The sequence below is a fragment of the Chitinophaga hostae genome, assembly GCF_018224885.1.
GTDB lineage: Bacteria > Bacteroidota > Bacteroidia > Chitinophagales > Chitinophagaceae > Chitinophaga > Chitinophaga hostae.
In genome coordinates this window covers 487,121-507,754 of sequence record NZ_JAGTXB010000002.1, presented here as the reverse complement: position 1 = coordinate 507,754, position 20,634 = coordinate 487,121, and the positions used below count along the sequence as shown (strand labels likewise).

Annotated in this window: 18 protein-coding genes; 6 read left to right on the top strand and 12 right to left on the bottom strand. The window is 47.7% G+C overall.

Annotation, left to right across the window (positions count from 1 at the left end):
* Positions 1 to 27 precede the first annotated feature (27 nt).
* On the bottom strand, positions 28 to 1,041 hold the full coding sequence (ribD, locus tag KE626_RS06355; RefSeq protein ID WP_249207302.1) for a bifunctional diaminohydroxyphosphoribosylaminopyrimidine deaminase/5-amino-6-(5-phosphoribosylamino)uracil reductase RibD: 1,014 nt from the start codon (positions 1,039 to 1,041) through the stop codon (positions 28 to 30).
* Between the two features lie 135 nt (positions 1,042 to 1,176).
* On the opposite strand from ribD, the gene prmC reads away from it, so the two are divergent.
* A complete protein-coding gene (gene prmC, locus KE626_RS06350; protein WP_211972017.1) occupies positions 1,177 to 2,031 on the top strand; it encodes a peptide chain release factor N(5)-glutamine methyltransferase in 855 nt (284 codons plus the stop codon).
* Positions 2,032 to 2,269: 238 nt separating this feature from the next.
* On the opposite strand, the gene KE626_RS06345 is transcribed toward prmC, so the two are convergent.
* The 3 genes from KE626_RS06345 to pepT form a co-directional block, all read right to left on the bottom strand.
* A complete protein-coding gene (locus KE626_RS06345) occupies positions 2,270 to 2,665 on the bottom strand; it encodes a biopolymer transporter ExbD (protein ID WP_211972016.1) in 396 nt (131 codons plus the stop codon).
* An 11-nt stretch (positions 2,666 to 2,676) separates the two neighbouring features.
* Positions 2,677 to 3,393 carry a MotA/TolQ/ExbB proton channel family protein gene (locus tag KE626_RS06340; RefSeq protein ID WP_211972015.1) on the bottom strand — a complete coding sequence of 239 codons (717 nt, stop codon included), beginning with the start codon at positions 3,391 to 3,393 and terminating at the stop codon, positions 2,677 to 2,679.
* 85 nt (positions 3,394 to 3,478) lie between these two features.
* On the bottom strand, positions 3,479 to 4,726 hold the full coding sequence (gene pepT, locus KE626_RS06335; RefSeq protein WP_211972014.1) for a peptidase T: 1,248 nt from the start codon (positions 4,724 to 4,726) through the stop codon (positions 3,479 to 3,481).
* A 195-nt stretch (positions 4,727 to 4,921) separates the two neighbouring features.
* Between pepT and metE the strand changes: the two genes are divergently transcribed.
* Entirely contained in the window at positions 4,922 to 7,225 is a 2,304-nt protein-coding gene (metE, locus tag KE626_RS06330) for a 5-methyltetrahydropteroyltriglutamate--homocysteine S-methyltransferase (protein ID WP_211972013.1), read from the top strand.
* Between the two features lie 122 nt (positions 7,226 to 7,347).
* Positions 7,348 to 7,551, top strand: a complete 204-nt coding sequence (locus KE626_RS06325; RefSeq protein WP_211972012.1) for a cysteine-rich CWC family protein — start codon at positions 7,348 to 7,350, stop codon at positions 7,549 to 7,551.
* 166 nt (positions 7,552 to 7,717) lie between these two features.
* Here KE626_RS06325 and KE626_RS06320 read toward each other — a convergent pair whose 3' ends face one another.
* The gene (locus KE626_RS06320) at positions 7,718 to 8,146 is read right to left on the bottom strand and encodes an FKBP-type peptidyl-prolyl cis-trans isomerase (protein WP_211972011.1); all 429 of its coding nucleotides are present in this window, start codon (positions 8,144 to 8,146) and stop codon (positions 7,718 to 7,720) included.
* A gap of 113 nt (positions 8,147 to 8,259) precedes the next feature.
* On the opposite strand from KE626_RS06320, the gene KE626_RS06315 reads away from it, so the two are divergent.
* A complete protein-coding gene (locus KE626_RS06315) occupies positions 8,260 to 9,417 on the top strand; it encodes an exo-beta-N-acetylmuramidase NamZ family protein (protein WP_249207301.1) in 1,158 nt (385 codons plus the stop codon).
* 28 nt (positions 9,418 to 9,445) lie between these two features.
* A complete protein-coding gene (gene fmt / locus KE626_RS06310) occupies positions 9,446 to 10,375 on the top strand; it encodes a methionyl-tRNA formyltransferase (protein ID WP_249207300.1) in 930 nt (309 codons plus the stop codon).
* Positions 10,376 to 10,572: 197 nt separating this feature from the next.
* Here fmt and KE626_RS06305 read toward each other — a convergent pair whose 3' ends face one another.
* From KE626_RS06305 to hemH, 7 genes are all read right to left on the bottom strand, one after another.
* Positions 10,573 to 11,547, bottom strand: coding sequence for a LysM peptidoglycan-binding domain-containing protein (locus KE626_RS06305; RefSeq protein ID WP_211972009.1), 975 nt, complete (start codon positions 11,545 to 11,547; stop codon positions 10,573 to 10,575).
* 284 nt (positions 11,548 to 11,831) lie between these two features.
* A complete protein-coding gene (locus tag KE626_RS06300; protein WP_211972008.1) occupies positions 11,832 to 13,235 on the bottom strand; it encodes a methyltransferase RsmF C-terminal domain-like protein in 1,404 nt (467 codons plus the stop codon).
* Between the two features lie 305 nt (positions 13,236 to 13,540).
* On the bottom strand, positions 13,541 to 15,010 hold the full coding sequence (locus KE626_RS06295) for an NAD(P)(+) transhydrogenase (Re/Si-specific) subunit beta (RefSeq protein WP_211972007.1): 1,470 nt from the start codon (positions 15,008 to 15,010) through the stop codon (positions 13,541 to 13,543).
* A 120-nt stretch (positions 15,011 to 15,130) separates the two neighbouring features.
* Positions 15,131 to 15,445, bottom strand: coding sequence for an NAD(P) transhydrogenase subunit alpha part 2 (locus KE626_RS06290; RefSeq protein ID WP_211972006.1), 315 nt, complete (start codon positions 15,443 to 15,445; stop codon positions 15,131 to 15,133).
* A 31-nt stretch (positions 15,446 to 15,476) separates the two neighbouring features.
* Positions 15,477 to 16,607, bottom strand: a complete 1,131-nt coding sequence (locus KE626_RS06285) for a Re/Si-specific NAD(P)(+) transhydrogenase subunit alpha (protein ID WP_211972005.1) — start codon at positions 16,605 to 16,607, stop codon at positions 15,477 to 15,479.
* Between the two features lie 60 nt (positions 16,608 to 16,667).
* A complete protein-coding gene (gene hemG, locus KE626_RS06280; RefSeq protein ID WP_211972004.1) occupies positions 16,668 to 18,014 on the bottom strand; it encodes a protoporphyrinogen oxidase in 1,347 nt (448 codons plus the stop codon).
* A 10-nt stretch (positions 18,015 to 18,024) separates the two neighbouring features.
* Positions 18,025 to 19,071, bottom strand: coding sequence for a ferrochelatase (gene hemH, locus KE626_RS06275; protein ID WP_211972003.1), 1,047 nt, complete (start codon positions 19,069 to 19,071; stop codon positions 18,025 to 18,027).
* A gap of 307 nt (positions 19,072 to 19,378) precedes the next feature.
* Between hemH and hemA the strand changes: the two genes are divergently transcribed.
* A complete protein-coding gene (hemA, locus tag KE626_RS06270; RefSeq protein ID WP_211972002.1) occupies positions 19,379 to 20,632 on the top strand; it encodes a glutamyl-tRNA reductase in 1,254 nt (417 codons plus the stop codon).
* Positions 20,633 to 20,634 lie beyond the last annotated feature (2 nt).

The following is a 20,634-nucleotide window of genomic DNA, read 5'->3' as shown; positions in this document are numbered from 1 at the left end:
ATATCATTTAAAATGCGCACAAAAAAATTAGGCCGGATTATAAAAATCAATACGATCCCCGTTTAACGGCATCGTATGAGTAAGCGCCGCATGGGTAAGGAAAGGGGCCGATAATCCTGCTGGTAGTGTAACCGTACCTGTTATAACACGGGCTTCATCCCATAAGCCGGCAGCAATAAATTGCCGGAGCACATACGGGCCGCCTTCCACCAATATACTCTGCATTTGTCTTTGATGCAATTGTGTCATCAGCTGCGGAAGCAGGTCTTTGAAATCCAGTTGCATCGTTTCAGTTAACCCATTTGTACCGGCGCTGGAAGCAGCGATAAAAATGGTAGGAATACTGCCATCCCATACATGATGGGAATGCGGCACCTTCCTGTCCCTGTCAATCACCAGGCGTACTGGGTCTTTACCTGTCCATAAACGGTTGTTGAGCCTGGGGTTGTCCATAATAGCGGTTCGGGTGCCTACCAGGATTCCCATCTCTTCACTGCGCCATTTATGCACCAGCCGGTTACTGAATTTATTGGATATTTTTACGGGCTCCCCGTCGGCCGCCGCCATGATACCATTATGGCCCTGTGCCCACTTCAGTACAATATAGGGTCGTTTCTTTTCATGAAAAGTAAAAAAACGGCGGTTGATATACCTGCATTCAGCTTCCAGCATACCGGTATGCACGGTAACACCGGCCTTTTCCAGCTTCTCAATACCTTTACCTGCCACTGCAGAAAATGTATCTATACAGCCGATCACCACCTGTTTAATTCCCCTGGATACGATCAGATCAGCGCAGGGCGGTGTTTTGCCGTGATGGGCGCAAGGCTCCAGGCTTACGTACATGGTCGACAGCGGGATGAGTGACTGGTCCTCTTCCGCTACGCTGTTTACACAGTTCACTTCTGCATGCGCCTGTCCATACTGCCGGTGATAGCCTTCTCCGATGATGCGTCCCTGGTGTACCAGCACTGCGCCCACCATTGGGTTGGGCGCTACCTGTCCGGCCCCCATGGCGGCCAGCTGCAGACAGCGGTGCATAAAAAATTCATTGAACGTGCTATTCATAATCCCCGGGCGATGTAATATTTTTGCAAAAATATCGTTTTAAACCGATGTAAAATGTCCCTCCCCCAGGTTTGCATTTTTCCGGTTAGATTCCTTAAACTGTTTATATTGACTATACAAACGGCCTTTACCTATATCACAGGTGCCATCAGTGAGCTTTACGATGAGCGGGAAGCCGCCAACATAGCCCATATCGTGATGGAATACCTAACAGGCATGAGTAAACTGGATCGCATTGTCCACAAAACAAAAATCCTGTCCCCCGACCAGAACCAACGGCTAAAAATAGCCATAGAAGCCCTGCAACGGCATGAACCGGTACAATATATTACCGGTACCAGCTGGTTTTACGGCATGGAACTCGTGGTTAATAAAAATGTGCTGATCCCCCGGCCGGAAACGGAGGAGCTGGTGGAATGGATGGTACAGGATGCGGCAGACCGGCATCGCCTGCACCTGCTGGATGTTGGCACCGGCAGCGGATGTATTCCGCTGGCGCTGAAAAAATCACTGCCCGCTGCGCACGTATCTGCGATAGACGTAAGTGAAGGCGCCCTGGAAGTGGCGCGCAGCAATGCTTCGCGGCAAAGACTGGAGGTAAATTTCCATTTGATGGATGCACTCGATCCTGCCCAACTGGCCACCCTGCCGGAATTTGACATGATTGTCAGCAATCCGCCCTATATCACACAAAGCGAACAAAAAACAATGCAGGAACTGGTATGGGGCTTCGAACCCTCGCTGGCCCTCTTTGTTCCCGATAACGACGCCCTGTTGTTTTATCGCCACATTTCCATCATGGCTCAACAGAAACTATTCCCCGGAGGCGCGCTTTATTTTGAGATCAATGAAGCCCTGGGCAAAGAAGTAGTAGCCCTCATGGAAGAACTGGGCTATAAAGAAGTGACGCTGAAACAGGATATGTTTGGGAAAGACAGGATGGTGAAGGGCAGAAGAATTTAGCGGGGGATCGCCTTCGGCGATTGTCTTTGAGCAGGATTAAATTGATTTTGATGATTAGACTGATTTGATTTTTTTTGATTTTAAAAGATTAGAGAGATAAATTTTAAAAGATTAGGGGAGATGGAAGGGTATATCCTCTTCATCTCCCCTAATCTTTTAAAATCAAAAAATGATCAAAAAATCAGTTTAATCATCAAAATCAATTTAATCCTGCCCAAAGACAATCGCCGAAGGCGATCTACTTATGTGCCGTTGCCAATACTACCTTGGCCCCCATCTCCCTGGCCACTTCCATCACATCCACCACGTCTTCCACGGGAACAGATTTTTCGGCATTGATGACGATGGTGGGCTCTATCTTTTCGTTGCCGATAGAAGGAGCCAGCGCCTGTTTGAGGTGATCAAACGGTACTTTGTTGGTGCCAACAAAAAACTCACGTTTATCATTGATACTTACCACCACTGTTTGCTTCGATTTGGTGTTGCTCTTGGCTTTGGGCAGTAATAGCTTTATAACATTCGGATTAGCCAGTGTGGAAACAATCAGAAAGAACAACAGCAGAATGAACAGAATGTCATTCAGTGCAGAGTTATGCATTTCCACCTGTCTCTTATTTCGCCTGCGTAAATTCATGATTTCCTGGTTTAGCGGGTTGGTTCCTGCAAAATATCGATGAACTCAGCGGAAGCGCCTTCCATCTTGTTAACAACCTTATCGATCTGAGCATTCAGGTAACTGTAACCAATAAAGGCCACAATACCGATGATTAGCCCGGATGCAGAGGTGATCATCTTTACATAGATACCGCCGGCAATAGTACCCAGGGTAATGTCGGAAGTAATAGAGATGTTGAAGAAGGTCTGGATCATACCTGCAATCGTACCCAGGAACCCGAACATCGGCGCAATACCCGCAATGATGGACAGGATCACCAGGTTCTTTTCCATACCATAGATTTCCAGCTTACCCACATTCTCCATAGATTTCTCAATATTATCAATGGGCTTGCCTATACGCTGGATCCCTTTTTCGATCATACGCGCAATAGGACCAGCCGTGTTTTTGGCCAGTGAGCGCGCCGACTGCATATTACCACTGGTAATCTGGTCGCGGATCATGGGCATAAAGTTATCGGGCAGCTTCCCGGCCTTAGCAACAGTAATAGCCCTTTCCACAAATACATATACCGCTATCAGCGAAAGGATACCTAATGGAATCATCAGGACACCACCTTTCATCAGCATATCTATCAGGTGGATCTGCGGCGTAGCTCCGGGAGTACCGGATATTCCCTGCGCCACCGTATCTGCCTTGGGAAGTAATAAAGAATCCTGTAATAATGTAATTAAACCTAACAACATGAACTATATTTTAACGGGTGCATAAGTAGATCACTACTATAAACGGTTAAAGTAAGAAAATATTTGCGAATGTTTTTCGCATAATTTAGGCCTTCTCCTCCCAAACCTGTGCCAGATACACAATTGTTTGCACCGCTTTCTGCATATCCTGTATGCTTACGTATTCATGTTTGCTGTGAAGGGCCATTTCACCGGTAAAAATATTCGGACAGGGCAATCCCATAAATGACAAACGGGATCCATCTGTACCACCCCGGATGCTCATTCTCAACGGTTGCACACCGGCCCTGCGTATCGCTTCCGCCGCATTGGCCGTTACCGCCGGATGATTCACCAGCACTTCTTTCATATTACGATACTGCTCCGTTACTTTTAAAGTGGCTTTGGCGCCATGGTGCTTATCCAGCACTTTCTCCATAATACGGCGCAGGTAAGTTTCATGCGCTTCGAGATGGGCCGTTTCAAAGTCCCGGATAATAAAATCTATTTCTGTTTTCTCTACGGTACCCTGTATGCGAACCGGGTGAATAAAGCCCTCCCGGTCATCGGTTGTTTCCGGAGAAAGCCCATCTTTCGGTAACGCATCTACGATTTCACCGGCAATTTTTATAGCGCTGATCAGCTTATTTTTGGCCGCACCGGGGTGCGCACTCACGCCATACACCGTTATCCTGGCGCCATCAGCAGAAAAATTCTCATCTTCCAGGGACCCCAGCTCACCGCCATCCATAGTATAACCCACATCTGCGGCCAGCTTCTTCATATCTACTTTTTCCACACCACGGCCCACCTCCTCATCCGGTGTAAACAGGATACGGATCGCGCCATGCTTCACACCGGGATGCGTTATCAGGAAATTGGCAGCATCCATAATTTCAGCCACACCGGCCTTATCATCTGCGCCCAGCAAGGTAGTGCCGCTGGCCGTAATAATATCATCTCCCTTCTTACTGGCCAGGTAAGGATGCTCCTTAGCGCTGATCACTACTGTTTCATCATCCGGCAAAGCAATATCACCGCCATCGTACTGATAATGTACAATTGGCTTCACCCCTGTACCACTGCTGTCTGAAGAAGTATCCACATGAGAACAAAAACAAATTACCGGCACCTTTTTATCCGTGTTCGCCGGGATGGTTGCATAAACATAACCATGCTCGTCCATTTCCGCATCTGTAATGCCCATTTCCTGCAATTCCTTTACCAGCAGGCGGGAAAGGTCCTTCTGCTTTTCAGTTGTAGGAAAACTATCGCTCGTTGGATCCGATTGCGTATCTATTTGCACATAGCGCATGAAGCGCTTGTCGACTGTATATGAGTAATTAGTAAACATATTGCAAACGTAAGGAAAAACACCTATACCATCCCTGCCGTAGATTATTCTGTTTTACCACCGCTCACAATATGCAACAAAGTAATTTATTCTTTTTTTATTCATTTTTTCAAGACAAAAAACTGAATTTTAGGTAAATGATCGAACAAATGAGCAATAATTATAGGTTTGTAAAGAATAAAATACATCCTACATATGCTTACCAACATTCCAGGCTATCCACGAATAGGTAGCCAGCGGGAACTGAAAAAAGCCTGCGAAAACTATTGGGCCGGAAAAATTTCACTCGAAAGACTGGAACTAACGGCAAGGCAGCTACGAAAAGAGAACTGGACGCTGCTGCAGGAAGCTGGTATAGACCTGATACCCTCCAACGACTTCTCTTATTACGACCAGGTGCTGGATATGTGTATCACCCTTGGCGTAATACCCTCCCGTTTCCGTGCATTGCAACAAACACTTGTCAATCCCACCTGCCCTGAGCTGTACTTCGCCATGGCGCGCGGATACCAGAAGAATAACTTTGATATTACCGCCCTGGAAATGACTAAATGGTTTGATACCAATTATCATTACATGGTGCCGGAATTTGAAGCCACACAACAATACGCACTGCATCAGCCCAAATGCGTGCAGGAGTTTAAAGAAGCCCTTAGCCTCGGCATCACCACCAAACCCGTGCTCATAGGACCTGTTACTTTTATCCTCAGCGGTAAAATAAAAGACCCCGGACTGGATTACACCACGCTGCTGGCCAAACTGTTGCCGGTATACATCGAACTGCTCCGCACATTACAGGATGCCGGTGCTGCGTGGATACAACTGGATGAGCCTTCCCTTGTTACAGATCTCGATCCCGCTGCCAGGGAGCTTTATCATACAGCCTATTCATCGATCAGACAGGCATTGCCATCTGTCAAAATATTACTAACTACTTACTTCGGGGGGCTGGAAGACAATACAGCACTGGCTTTACAATTACCTGTACAGGCATTGCATATTGACCTGGTACGTGCTCCGGAACAACTGGAAACTATATTGGCCGTACTTCCGGAAGATAAACTGCTTTCACTCGGTGTGGTAGACGGAAGGAATATCTGGAAAAATGATTACACAGCATCCCTCACGTTGATAGACAACGCGATCCGTCAGATCGGGGAAAACCGTATACTGCTGGGCACTTCGTGCTCGCTGCTGCATGTTCCGTACAACCTCGAAACAGAAACCGACCTGGCTCCGGAAGTAAAACAGTGGATGGCCTTTGCCCAACAGAAAGTGGCAGAAGTGATTGCCCTGAAACAAATTGCAGCTGGCGACACCACTTTGCTGGCCGGCAATGAAGCGGCCATGATGAGTCGTAAAACATCCGCCAGCACACATCATCCGGCAGTAAAAGCCCGGATACAACAGATCACCACCGCCGATACCCAGCGCCATAGCATATTCCAGCACCGCCAGGTATTGCAACATAGTGTATTACAGCTGCCATTGTTCCCTACCACCACCATCGGCTCCTTTCCGCAAACTACGGAAATAAGACAGCTCCGGTCTGATCTTAAAAAAGGAGCTATTTCTATGGAAACGTATAACGCCGAAATCCGCGAAGCTATTACAGACAGTATCTACCGCCAGGAAAACCTGGGACTGGATGTGCTGGTACATGGCGAGTTTGAGCGGAATGACATGGTGGAATACTTTGGTGAACAACTCGAGGGATTTGCATTTACACAAAATGGCTGGGTACAGAGCTATGGTACCCGCTGTGTAAAACCACCGGTTATTTTTGGCGATGTGCAACGTCCGCAACCGATGACAGTAGCCTGGAGCCGTTATGCGCAGTCCCTCACCAGCAAACCGGTGAAAGGCATGCTCACCGGACCCATTACCATTCTGCAATGGTCCTTTGTGCGTAACGACCAACCCCGCATGGATACTGCTTTCCAGCTGGCACTGGCCATCCGCGATGAAGTAAAAGACCTGGAAGACGCCGGTATCACTGTGATACAGGTAGATGAGCCCGCCCTGCGGGAAGGACTCCCGCTCCGCAAATCACAACGGGCGGCCTACCTGGAGCAGGCAGTGAAAGCTTTCCGCCTCGCAGTATGCACTGTGGACGATGCCACACAGATCCATACCCATATGTGCTATGCAGAATTCAATGATATCATCGAACATATCGCTGCCATGGATGCAGATGTGATCACCATCGAAACCTCCCGTTCTCAAATGGAATTACTGGAAGCCTTCGCACATTTCCGTTATCCCAACGAAACCGGTCCGGGTGTATATGATATCCATTCCCCCAGGGTGCCCGCCGTAGCGGAAATGGAAGCCCTCCTGCTCAAAGCGGCTGCATTGCTGCCGGCACGCAACATCTGGGTAAACCCCGACTGCGGTCTTAAAACCAGGAAATGGGCCGAAACAGAAATGGCGCTCCGGAATATGGTGACAGCAGCAAAAAGCGTAAGAGCGAACATAGGGATTACTGTTAGCTGTTAGCTGTTAGCTATTAGCTTTTAGGGGAAAAATGCAGCGGAGATCATATTTTGTCTTCGCTGCATTTTTCCCCTAAAAGCTAATAGCTAAATGCTTCCAAGCAAAAAATTGGCTATTTTTATGCTATGGCCTCTCATGAAACCATCACCTGCCCGCGTTGTCAACGCACCTTCGAATGCCGTGTAGGCAGCATTCTACGTTGCCAGTGCCAGGAAGTAACCCTATCGGAAGAGGAACGGTACTTTATACAGCAACAGTATCGGGGCTGTCTTTGCGCTGATTGTTTACGTGATATGAAAGTGGTTTTCCGGCAGTCAACAGCCAGCTGATATCCATTAAATTATAAACAGGGGAAATTAGGGGGAGAAGACTTTCAAAGTCAGCGCAGTGGCTGAAATAGCGTAAGTAATAACTATGGGGATAAAAATTATCCAGGGATTGCTGATATCTGTTAACAGCTAAATACTATCTCTGTGCATCAGCAATCCCTGAATATTATACGATTTCAACCAGTTCCAGATCGAATACCAGGTCTTCACCAGCCAGCGCGTGGTTAGCATCCAGGGTGATAAATTCGTCACCGATAGCAGCTACTTTCACCTGGAATACCTGGCCCTGCGGATTGCTCATCTGCAGTTCCATGCCTACTTCCGGTTTCAGATCAGCCGGGATATTTTCTTTCGGAAAATCCATGATCATTTCGTCGCTTTTGGGACCATATGCCTGATCAACAGGGATATGAATGGTTTTCTTTTCGCCAACTTTCATGTCCAGCACACCATTCTCAAAACCTTTGATAACCATACCGGCGCCTACCTTGAATTCGAGCGGTGGTCTACCTTCAGAAGAATCAAAGGTAGTTCCGTTCGTTAAACGGCCATGGTAATGCACCTTCACTGTATCCCCGTTTTTAACAGCTTGCATAAAAATTAATTGTTTAGTGTTAATAATTACGCGCAAGATACAAAAAGCTGTTATAATCCCCTCTTTTTGATGCAGCCAATAAAGCTTTGCCGTATCTTAACGGCATGAACCGTATGCTACTTATTGTCGTCCTGCTGGCAGGATGCTTCCTAGAAACCTCCGCGCAGTACGCGGATCACGTATTGCCAGGCGCCACACAAACAGCCCGCTATCTGCCATTGCTGAAAAACAAACGGGTGGCGCTCATGGTAAATCAAACGGCTACCATCGACAAAACCCACCTGGTAGACTCATTGCTGAAGCTGCACATAAAAATCCAGAAGATCTTCAGCCCTGAGCACGGCTTCAGAGGCAATGCCGGTCATGGCGAAAAAGTGGCCAACAGCATCGACTCCGCCACCGGCATCCCCATTGTATCGCTCTACGGACAGCACCGCAAAGCCACTGCAGCGGATCTGAAAGATGTGGATATCCTCATTTTTGATATACAGGATGTTGGCACCCGTTTCTTTACCTACATTTCTTCCCTGCAGGAACTCATGGAAGCTGCGGCAGAAAACAAAAAAACACTCGTGATCCTCGACCGCCCCAATCCCAACGGGGATTATGTAGACGGTCCCATACTCGATACCGCGTACCGCTCCTTTATTGGCATGCAGCCTATTCCCATCGTACACGGTATGACCGTGGGCGAATATGCACGTATGCTGAACGGTGAACACTGGCTTAGCAAAGGGGTACAGTGTAATATCAAAGTGATCCCCTGCGAAAATTATAGTCATCAAACCTTCTATCGCGTACCCATCAAGCCTTCGCCCAATTTGCCCAACATGGCAGCGATCAACCTTTACGCTTCCATCTGCTTTTTTGAAGGAACAGCACTCAGCCTGGGACGTGGTACCGACAAGCCTTTCCAGGTATACGGCTCTCCGTTATTTCCCAAACAGGGCTTTTCATTTACGCCACGCGCCAGCGCTATAAACCCGAGCCCCGTACTGAAAGATCAGCTCTGCTACGGATATGACCTCAGCAACGTACCGGAAACAGTACCGCACAAAGGCCGTAAAATTGAGCTGAAGTGGCTCCTGGATGCCTACCGGACATTCCCCGACAAAGAGAAATTCTTTATTCCTTTCTTCAGCAAAGTAGCCGGCAATACCCAATTGCAGCAACAGATCGTGAAAGGTGTTTCAGAAGCAGATATCCGCAAAAGCTGGGAGCCCGGACTGGCAAAATTCAAAGTGATACGCGCTAAATATTTGCTGTATTAACGCACAATCCTCGTTACTTTTGCATCCTATGAGTAAAGATCTCCGCATTGTTTTTATGGGCACGCCTGATTTTGCAGTAGCGTCCCTGGATATATTGGTACAGCATGGTTTCAACGTTGTTGGTGTAATCACCGCCCCCGACAAGCCCGCCGGCCGTGGCTTACAGCTGCAGCAAAGCGCGGTAAAAGCGTATGCCGTCAGTAAAGGTCTGCATGTATTACAACCCGAAAAACTGAAAAATCCTGCTTTCATCGACGAGTTATCCGCACTGAAAGCAGACCTGCAGGTAGTGGTTGCGTTCAGGATGCTGCCTGAAATCGTATGGAATATGCCCCCGGAAGGTACCATCAACGTACACGCATCGCTGTTACCCAACTATCGCGGAGCCGCACCTATCAACTGGGCGATCATCAATGGTGAAAAAGAATCGGGCGTCACTACCTTCAAACTGCAGCATGAAATTGACACAGGCGACATTTTGTTCAGCGACAAAGTAGCGATCCGGGAAGATGAAACAGCCGGCGAACTCCACGATGCCCTGATGCAAACAGGCGCCAGGCTGTTACTGAAAACAGTGCAGGCCATCGCCGCAGGCAATGCATCCGAAACGCCTCAGGCCAATATTCCTGCCGCGGAGATAAAACACGCACCTAAAATTTTCAAGGAAACCTGCCAGATCAACTGGCAGCAACCATTGGATAGTATCTACAACCTGGTGAGGGGACTCAGCCCCTACCCTGCTGCGTGGACCGTTTTCCAGGGCAAAACACTGAAAATCTACAAGGCACATAAAGAATATACTACCCCATCAAAAGCGCCGGGCGACTTTGATACTGATCAAAAAAGCTATGTAAAAATTGCTGCACCGGATGGCTATCTCCTGCTCGATGAAATACAGCTGGAAGGGAAGAAGAAAATGGATATCGCGGCGTTCTTAAGGGGGTACCGCTTTCAGTAAAACGGATATTGTCTTGCCCAGGATTAAACTGATTTTGATGATTTAGAGGATTTTTTCGTTTTTGATTTTAAAAGATTAAGGGAGATAGAAGCGGATATTCGCCACTATCTCCCTTAATCTTTTAAAATCAAAATATAATCACAAAAAAAATCCTGTAAATCATCAAAATCAGTTTAATCCTGGGCAAGACAACCGGGCTATTTTTCGTAGCTCAGCTCGCAGTAAAAACGGCTTTCATTACTGCCGAGTGCCTGCATAGCGCTGTCGCTTAACTTGATAATCAGGCCTGCATTGGCTTTCATCTGCGGGATTACATCCAGTACTTTGGCGTATACAGATTTACCATTGAGCGGATTGGTTACTTTGATGATGGTACCACGCGGAGCGGTGTTATGCAAGGCATAGTATTTACCTACCGCATTGCTTTTAAACCAGGTACCGGGGCCTTTTTCAGTGTCTGCTTTTTTGCCGCTGTTGGTTTGCTGATCGTATAGCTGCTCAAAGTCAGCGCTGCTGTTTGCGGCAGCTGGCTTGGCAGCGGCGGGTGCAGGTGCCGGGGCGGGTGTTGTTTCTTCTGCTACCGGATGGGTCTCCGGCTCTTTCTTAACCGGATCTTTTGCTGGTGGCGGCGGTGGCGGAGAAAGCGTTACGGTTGTTTCGGCCGCTTCTTTTACAGGGAGCGCTTTTTCCTTTACTTTCTCAACCTTTGGAGCCGGTTCGGAAGCCACACCGGCAGCTTTCATGTAACCGATGATCACATAGCTGTCTTTCTTCAGACCATCGCCTGAGAAATTGTTCCATTGACGGATATTATCCAGCGGAACCTTGTTGTAATTCACGCTTACACGATACAACGTTTCTTTATCTGTTACCTTGTGATACACGGGTTTACCGGCAGCACCGGCCTTCTGGGAAAAGTTGGCGGCGGTGAGCGGAATATGAATACTGCGTCCCAGTTGTAAACCCTGTTCCATATTTACTTTATTGGCAGCAGCTATTTCCTTTGGCGGCAAACCATATGCACGGCTGAGGCTATAGAAATTTTCTCCTTTCTTAACAACATGGGATATGTAGAGGGCGGGTGAGGTACCTTGTACCTGCAGCGTGTCCTGCGCCTGCACCGCTCCTGCACTGAAACCAAACAAGACGATTGATAGAATCGATTTTACCATACTAACTCTGTTTATGATTGATATTCTGCCTGCCGCTATGGATATTTTTGCTCCCGCTTCCGATACGCAACGACAACCCAATTATACCATAGCAGCACCCAAAATCTGAAAATTTTATTTGCTATTTCGGGCAACGAATATATGCGTTAAAATTGACAATTTTACCTAATAAAACAAACGAACAATATTGCTTTTTGTTGTGATGACCGGCATAAACAACCGTTGCAGCAAATACCCGTTGGCAGCGCATTTCAAAGATGGCACAAATAACAGTAAGCTATTCTCTACAACCCTGTAATTTCTTTCAGTATACGCAATTCTTTCGGATAATAATTGTTCATGCGGTTTGGTAAAAACTTCGCCCAGCCCAGGTTCATTCCCTCATATCTTACCAGTGCCCAACCCCGTACATCCGTTTCCACACCCGGATCTTCCTTGCGCAGATACTGCAAAGCCTGTGGCAAATTCAATGATACTGCCGGCAGATTTTCCGATACCAGCATGCTCGCTGCCAGCTGGTGATCAGGAATCAATTCTTTCTGCCCGGGCTGCCCCGCTTTTACACCTGCCTTGCGAATATACAATTGTTGCTGCAACAATGGCATTTCTGCTGCCAATAAAGGTGGCAACAGTAATACTTCCTCCTGGTGCGGGAAATACTGGTACCCATCAGGAATATTCAGCCAGGGGGCTATCACCTCCCGCTGACGCGGTGTAAGCGTTGCCCGTTTCGCGTCTTTGGGTTTGCGCATAGTATCCCCGCCCCGCTTACGGAAACAGGCAATAAAGAATCCTTCTCCGCTCAGCCTGTCCGGGTAAAATCGGTATCCGGTACAATTTCGTTTATTCGTTACCGTTGGTACAATTCCCCAGGCTTCCTGCAGCGGAACGGGGATATTTTCCAGCTCAAAATGGTCAGCCAGCCAGTCGAGTATTTCTTCATCTTCTGCAGCAGAAAACGAGCAGGTAGAATAAATCACAATACCATCTTCCTTTACTGCAGGCAGCACATCTGCCATAATCCTTTGCTGGCGCTGGCTGCAAAGCGTTACATTCTCGGGCGACCATTCTGTTACCAGGTCCGGATCGCGACGGAATAAGCCGGACCCTGAGCAGGGCGCATCCACCACTACCAGGTCAAAATAACCAGGCAACCTGGAAAAATCACGGGGATCATTATTACTCACCACCGCATTCGCGGCGCCCCATTTAGTGAGATTATCTGCCAGCAGGGCGGCTCGCGGCTTAATCACTTCATTCGCCACCAATATACTCTCCGGGCTGATCAGCGATTGCAGCAGGGTAGATTTTCCACCCGGTGCGGCACACAGGTCCAGCACCTTCAGCGGCGCCGACAGGTCTACAGTAGCACGCACCGCCTGCTCCAGGAACATCGATGACGCTTCCTGTACATAATAAGCGCCCGCATGGAAAAAAGGATCGAAAGTAAAGGAGGGTCTTGCCGGTAAGTAGTAGCCCTCCGTGCTCCAGGGCACTTGCGTAACCCCGTTGGCAGATAAGGATTGCAACACGTGCTGTGCTTTCCCCGGCGATTTTATCTTGGTAGGATTTAACCGCAGCGAAGTAATTTTTTCTGCCGCGGCGTGTACCCGTTCAAAAGTTTCCCGGTTGTAACCTGGAAGTCCTGTTAACGAATCAAGCAATGCTGCTGGTAAATGACTGGACAAAAGATTTTTTTTCGCAAAAATAATGGTTTTTGTCTTGTCCGGGATTAACGGTGATTATGATGATTTTCAAGATTTTCTTGCCCAGGATTTTCTTGCCCAGGATTTTCTTGCCCAGGATTAACAGTGATTATGATGATTTTCAGGATTTTTTCTTGTGATTGATTTGATTTTAAAAGATTTTGCGGGATGTAGGCTAATTTTTTCGCTTACATCCCGCAAAATCTTTTAAAATCAAAAAGAAAAAAATCCTGAAAATCATCATAATCACTGTTAATCCTGGGCAAGAAAATCCTGGGCAAGAAAATCTACACCTCCTTAATCGCTGTCAGCAGGTCCTGCAGCACTTTTTTGGCATCGCCGAATAACATAGAGGTTTTAGGCTGAAAGAAAAGATCATTTTCAATACCGGCATAGCCTGGCTTCATACTGCGTTTATTCACCATCACCACTTTGGCATTTTCCACTTCCAGTATAGGCATTCCGTAAATGGGACTGGCCGGATCAGTTTTAGCAGCAGGATTCACCACATCATTGGCGCCCAGCACCAATACTGCATCTGCCGTTGGAAATTCAGCATTGGCATCTTCCATTTCCAGCAACTTTTCATAAGGCACATCGGCTTCTGCCAGCAACACATTCATGTGCCCGGGCATACGGCCCGCCACCGGGTGGATAGCATATTTTACCTCCACTCCTTTTTCCTCCAGCAGTTTTTCCAACTCATGACAGGCATGCTGGGCTTGGGCTACCGCCAATCCATATCCCGGTACGATAATCACTTTATTGGCGTAAGCCAGCACCACCGCCGCGTCACTCAAACTGATCTCTTTGTAATTCCCCTGTTCTTTTCCACCGCCAGCTGCTGCAGCGGCGCCACCACCAAAGGATCCTATCAGCACATTCTTCAGTGAACGGTTCATTGCCTTACACATCAGGATGGTGAGGATAGTTCCTGCAGAACCCACCAGGATACCTCCCGTGAGCATCACCGGGTTGCTGTATAAAAATCCTCCGCAGGCCGCTGCCACACCGGTAAAAGAGTTTAACAGGGAGATGACCACCGGCATATCTGCACCACCGATTGGAAGCACAAAAAGCACTCCGTAGAATAATGCCAGCGCAAAAATGAGGTAAAACAGGATAATACCTGTGCCCGGTGCCACACTGAACACCAGCAGCAACCATACAGATAAACCTACAATCAGGGCCAATACACCCAGGTTCAGCAGGTGCTGCCCCGAAAAAGAGAAATCCTTTATTTTCCCGGTAAGCTTACCCCACGCAACAATACTGCCCGCACAGGATACCGCCCCTATCACAAGGCTTAGTAAAATGATGAGCACCATTCCTTTTGATGCAGATGACTCCAACAGCTGTAACACCAGGTGATCATCTGCAACAGGCGCAAACAGGTTTTTGGTGAGCGTGTAAATATGATTATACTCTACAATCGAGATCAGTGCTGCACAAGCGCCTCCCATCCCATTAAACATACTCACCATTTCAGGCATCGCCGTCATCTTCACTTTCTTGGCAGATAATACGCCTATCACACCACCTATCAGCAGCCCGGTAAATATCCAGCCATAATTATGCAGGGGAGCATCGTTGACTTTATAAAGAAAAATGGTGCCCACAATGGCGAGCGACATTCCCGCAGCCGCTATCAGATTGCCTTTTCGGGCGGTATCCGGTTTACTTAACATCTTCAATCCGAGGATAAAAGTAACAGAGCCAATCAGGTAGATAATTGATAAAGTGCTGGAAGCGATCATAAAATAGTTCTTTTAGCAGTGGAACTGTTAGCATCCGGGCCTTACCCTTTAGATTATTGCGCCGATACTTCTACGCAGCATTTTCTAAAAGCTAAAGGCTGATAGCTAACAGCTGTCTCGTTACTTCTTCTTTTTCCCCTTAAACATTTCCAGCATTCTGTCTGTCACCACAAAACCACCCACTACGTTGATCGTACCCAGTATCACTGCCAGGAAACCCACTATCAGGGCCAGGTAGTTATCCGGCTCTGCTTTACCCATTACAATGATGGCACCTATAATCACTACGCCATGAATAGCGTTGGCGCCGCTCATCAGCGGCGTATGCAGCACGGACGGTACCCTTGAAATTACTTCTACCCCTAAAAAAACAGACAGGATTACAATGTAGATAAGATCAATATGCTGGTGAAGAAAAGTTAAAATATATTCCATGTTTACCGGTGTTTGCGATCGTTACTACTTACTAGGCAGGCTGCATCATACTTTTCACCCGATCATTCACGATTTCCCCGTTATGTGTGATACAGGCTCCCTTTACAATTTCATCTCCGAAATCAAGGTGCAGGGCGCCTTCTTTGGTGAGGATCAGTTTGAGAAAATTGAACACATTCTTTGCATATAGCTTACTAGCATCAGCGGGCATAGTAGCCGGCAGGTTAGAATCACCGATAATGGTAATCCCTTTATAACGCACCGTTTCATTGTTCTTTGTCATGCTGGTATTACCACCGGTAGCAGCTGCCAGGTCTACGATCACAGCGCCGGGACGCATACGGTTCAGCATTTCGGTACTCACCAGTATAGGAGCGGATTTCCCGGGAATCTGTGCAGTAGTGATCACGATATCCGCTTTGGCGATGCTTTCAGCGATACGCTGTTGTTGCTGCTGTTTATATGTGTCGCTTTGTTCTACCGCATAACCACCGGCGGCAGACGCATCTGCGGCACCTTCCACCTCCACGAATTTGGCGCCCAGGCTCATCACTTCTTCTTTTACCGCAGGCCTGGTATCAAACACCTCTACTACGGCCCCCAAACGGCGGGCAGTGGCAATGGCCTGTAACCCGGCTACGCCCGCGCCCAGTATCAGCACTTTTGCAGGCGCAATACTGCCTGCTGCCGTCATCAGCATAGGGAAATAACGTGAATAGCTATACGCTGCCAGCAGCACGGCTTTATAACCGGCAATATTTGCCTGGGAGCTAAGCACATCCATTACCTGTGCACGGGTGGTTCGGGGAATGGCATCCAGACTGAATGCCGTTATTTTTTTTGCAGCCCAGTATTCCACTTCAGGCACCCGGAAGAGTGGCTGCAGGATACCGGTGATGATTTTACCGGGCGGGATCTGATCTATCAGCTCCCGGGCAGGAGGCTGCAGGGTGAAAATAATATCTGCGCCGGAAAGAATCCCTTCCGCTGCCTTAATCTCCGCACCCGCCTGCATATAGGCGTCGTCGTTATAAAATGCATTGTCGCCGGCTCCCTGCTCCACCCACACGGTTACCGACATTTGCTGCAGTTGCTTTACTACTTCAGGAGTAAGAGATACCCTGGTTTCGCCGTTTTTTTCTTTTAAAATTCCTGCAATCATCTGGTGGAAATTTATAATGGAATTTAAAGAAAAAACGCCAACAACGAACTATTTTTCTGATTAATTTTTCTTCAGCGAAGCCGCGAAGGAGGCGGCACTTTGCAGCAGAGCCGGGATGGCTACGCCTTGCACGTAATTCCCGCGGATATATAATCCGGGATATTTTTTTTCAAAATCTTCTACTGCGTTCCGCAACCTGGCATGTCCCACATTCAGCTGAGGAATGGCCTTATTCCAGGTGCTGAAACGCTGCATCACAGGTGGCGCCGACAAATGCAGCAACGCCATTATTTCCGCCACCACACATTGTTGCAGGGTATTGGTATCCATTTCATCAAACAATTGTTCCTGCCGGGCTCCTCCCAGGAACACCGTAAACAGGAGCTTTCCGGCCGGTGCCTTTTCCGGGAAGATGGCGGAATTACAGATAGCCCCCAGGAAATGCATGTTTTCTGCATGAGGCACCAGAAAACCGAAACCATCCAGGGGCTGTGGCAGTGCTGCGGCATCAAAGCCCAGATGAAGTACGCCCATACGGGGATAATGTATGGCTTTCAAAGGCGCTGCTGTAGCCGCATCAAGAGCACCAATCATTTCAGCGGCGGCATAAGCAGGCGTGGTAACAACCACCCTGGCTGCAGGGAAGTCCGCATCAGCCCCGTTTTCAACGGCATTCACCACATATCCGTTATTTGCCTTGTTGATCCCGGTAACTTTACAGTTAAAGCGCACCGGTGTGGTGAGCAGTTGCTGCAAACGGTTGGTGAGCACCTGGTTCCCGCCTTTGAAGCTGATGATCTTTCTGCCGCCCATAGCGCCTTTATTTTTCATCAGTCCTTTGGTAACACTACCGTATTCCCGCTCCCATTGCGGCAAAACAGGTAGTACCTCCGCAATGCTCATGCGGTCAGGATTGCCGGCATAAATGCCCGACAATACAGGATCGAATACATAGTCTGCTATCTCCCTGTTAAACCTTCTGCTGACAAAATCTGTAACTGTTTCCTCTGCCGCTGCAGGCGCAGCTTTGCGGAAGCGCTCTGTAAACAAACGCCATTTGCTCCCCCTGCTCAGGTACGGAGAACCCATAATTTTAAAGGGGTGTGGGGAAACCGCGTGTAACTGATTATTTCTTACCAGGAAGCGATGCTTGCTGGCTGCGGTGGCCTGCAGTATTTCATCTGTTAATCCGAGTTGATGGAAAAACGCCAGCATTTCCGGTGATGCGGCAATGGTATTGGCGCCGGCATCGAGTTCAAAACCATTTTCCTGTAACGATTTCATTACGCCTCCCGTATGATCCGATGCTTCCAGTACCAGGTAGGGTATCTGTTGCTGCTGCAATTCATATGCAATACTCAGCCCGGCAATGCCGGCGCCTATGATCAATACGGGTTGTTCAGACATATGGAAAAAATTAGGCTTCCTGTTCTTGTGTTATCAGCTGTGTACAATATTTCACCACTGCCTTCACCCACAAAGGATGAATATTCAGACAGGGAATCATTGTAAAGGTTTCTCCACCACTGTTCAGAAACGAATGCTTTCCTTCTACCGCAATTTCCTCCAGGGTTTCCAGGCAATCCGATACAAAAGCAGGACAAACGATCAACAGCTTTTTCTTACCCTCTGCAGGCAACGTTTCCAGCAAACCAGCCGTATACGGCTTTAACCATTCCTCACGTCCCAGTCGCGACTGAAAAGAGATGCCCCATTTTTCACGGGGTAATCCCAGTTTCTCCGCCACGAGTTCAGAGGTAACGGTGATCTGATGACGGTAACAGTATGGCTGCGCAGGTGATTTCACATGACAACAGTCATTCACTTTCATACAATGCGCACCGGTGGGATCTGCTTTACGCATATGCCTTTCCGGTAAACCATGATAACTGAATAATATGTAGTCATAATCCTGTTGCAGGTATGGACGCATGCTTTCAGTCAATGCATTTATATATTCGGGCTCGTCGTAAAACGGCGGTACCACGGACAATTTGAATTTGTATTTCTTTTTACGGTAAATCTCCTGTGCGTATTCCACCGCGGTTTCATAAGAAGACATCGCATAATGCGGATACAGCGGGAGCAATACCACTTCTTTCAGCTCCGGGTTTTGTTTCAGCAGATTATTGAAGGCTACTTCCGGATGTGGATTACCATAGCGCATGGCTATCTCCACCGGGATTTCCATATCGTTCTGCACAGCCATTTGTAACTGCTTTGTCAGCGCTACCAGCGGTGAACCTTCTTCCCACCAGATGGAGGCGTAAGCTTTGGCAGATTGCGCTGCACGCTTTGGAACAATGATACCTTCAATTAATATCTTACGGAACAACCATGGATAATCGATCACACGCTTGTCCATCAGGAACTCTATCAGATAACGCTTTACATCCGGCACAGCGGTAGAATCAGGCGATCCAAGGTTCATCAATACTATTCCAACATCAGATTTAGATACCATTTCGAATAAATTGCAGCAAAGCTAAGGAAAAAGCAGAAAGCAAATAGCTGAAAGGAAAAAGCAGCTCATGAAAAGCAGAAAGCAAAAGCAAAAGGCAGTCCATAATGAGGCTGCAACCGCCTTCTGCCTTTTACTTTCTGCTTTCTGCCTGCTGTAGTGTCATCTTTTTGTAAAGATAAAACCTGATAAAAATCATTTTTTCGTCGTACTGTTTACCAGTAGTAGAAATGACACACTAATGACAGCCTAAACCCTTTTGTTTGGGACGTATGAAAGTACTTTTGCAACCGGAAGCTTATACAAGAACATGCAGGTCAGTCATTCAAAAGAAATAGCAAATTTTCATATTGTTGGGATCAACTATAAGAAAACCGACGCTGCTATCAGGGGATTATACGCCATCAATCCGGCTCAATACCAACTACTCCTGGAGCATGCCAGGGCTGTGCAATTAGATGATCTATTTGTACTCTCTACCTGTAACAGAACAGAGGTATACGGATTTGCCGCCAATCCCGGGCAGCTGATAGACTTGCTATGCAGGGAATCAAACGGCGACAGAAGCCAGCTCGAAGAATTAGCCTATGTCAAGTCAGGAGAAGAAGCCATCAGGCACCTGTACCAGGTAGGTACCGGCCTGGACTCCCAGATCCTCGGCGATTATGAAATCATAGGTCAGATACGCAACGCAACTAAATTTGCCAAGGCACACCAATGCCTGGGCAGTTTCCTGGAAAGACTCGTGAACAGCGTTTTACAGGTTTCTAAACTCATCAAAACAGAAACAGGCCTCAGCAAAGGCACCGTATCCGTGGCTTTCGCCACTGTAAGGATGCTGGAACGCATTTGCCCTGATATAAAAGATAAAAAGATCGTGCTGCTGGGTGTAGGCAAAATAGGTCGCAACACCTCCAAAAACATGATCGAATACCTCGGCGTAAAAGAAATTACCCTCATTAACCGCACCATGCAGGTAGCCGCCGATTTCGCCACCCAACACGGGTTGAAATACGCGCCCTACGAAAATATGGTCAGCGAAATGCAGCAGGCCGATGTAATCCTCGTAGCCTCTAACGCACCACAGCCAACAGTGCTGGCCAGTCACCTGCAACAGGCCTCTCCCAAACTGGTTGTAGATCTTTCCATTCCGTTTAACGTAGAAGCCGCCGTAGGAGAACTTCCGCATATCACGTTGGTGAACGTAGACGAACTTTCCAAAGTGCAGGACGAAACCCTCCAAAACAGGCTGGGCGAAGTTCCGAAGGCAATTGCCATCATCGACGAACACATGGAGGAATTTCTCTACTGGTATAAAATGCGCAAACATGCAGTAGTATTGAAAGCAGTGAAAGATAAACTGCAGGAAATACACACCCGCGAAATACTACAGCAGAAAAACGGAGGCCACTACAAAATGGAAGACATTGAACTGGTATCCTCCCGCATCATACAGAAAATGATTAATCTCATGGCAGGTAAAGTACGTAAGGAAAGCGACAAGAGCGACCAGTACATTGCCATGATCAACGATATTTTTGAGACCGGCGTTAACCAGGAATAGAA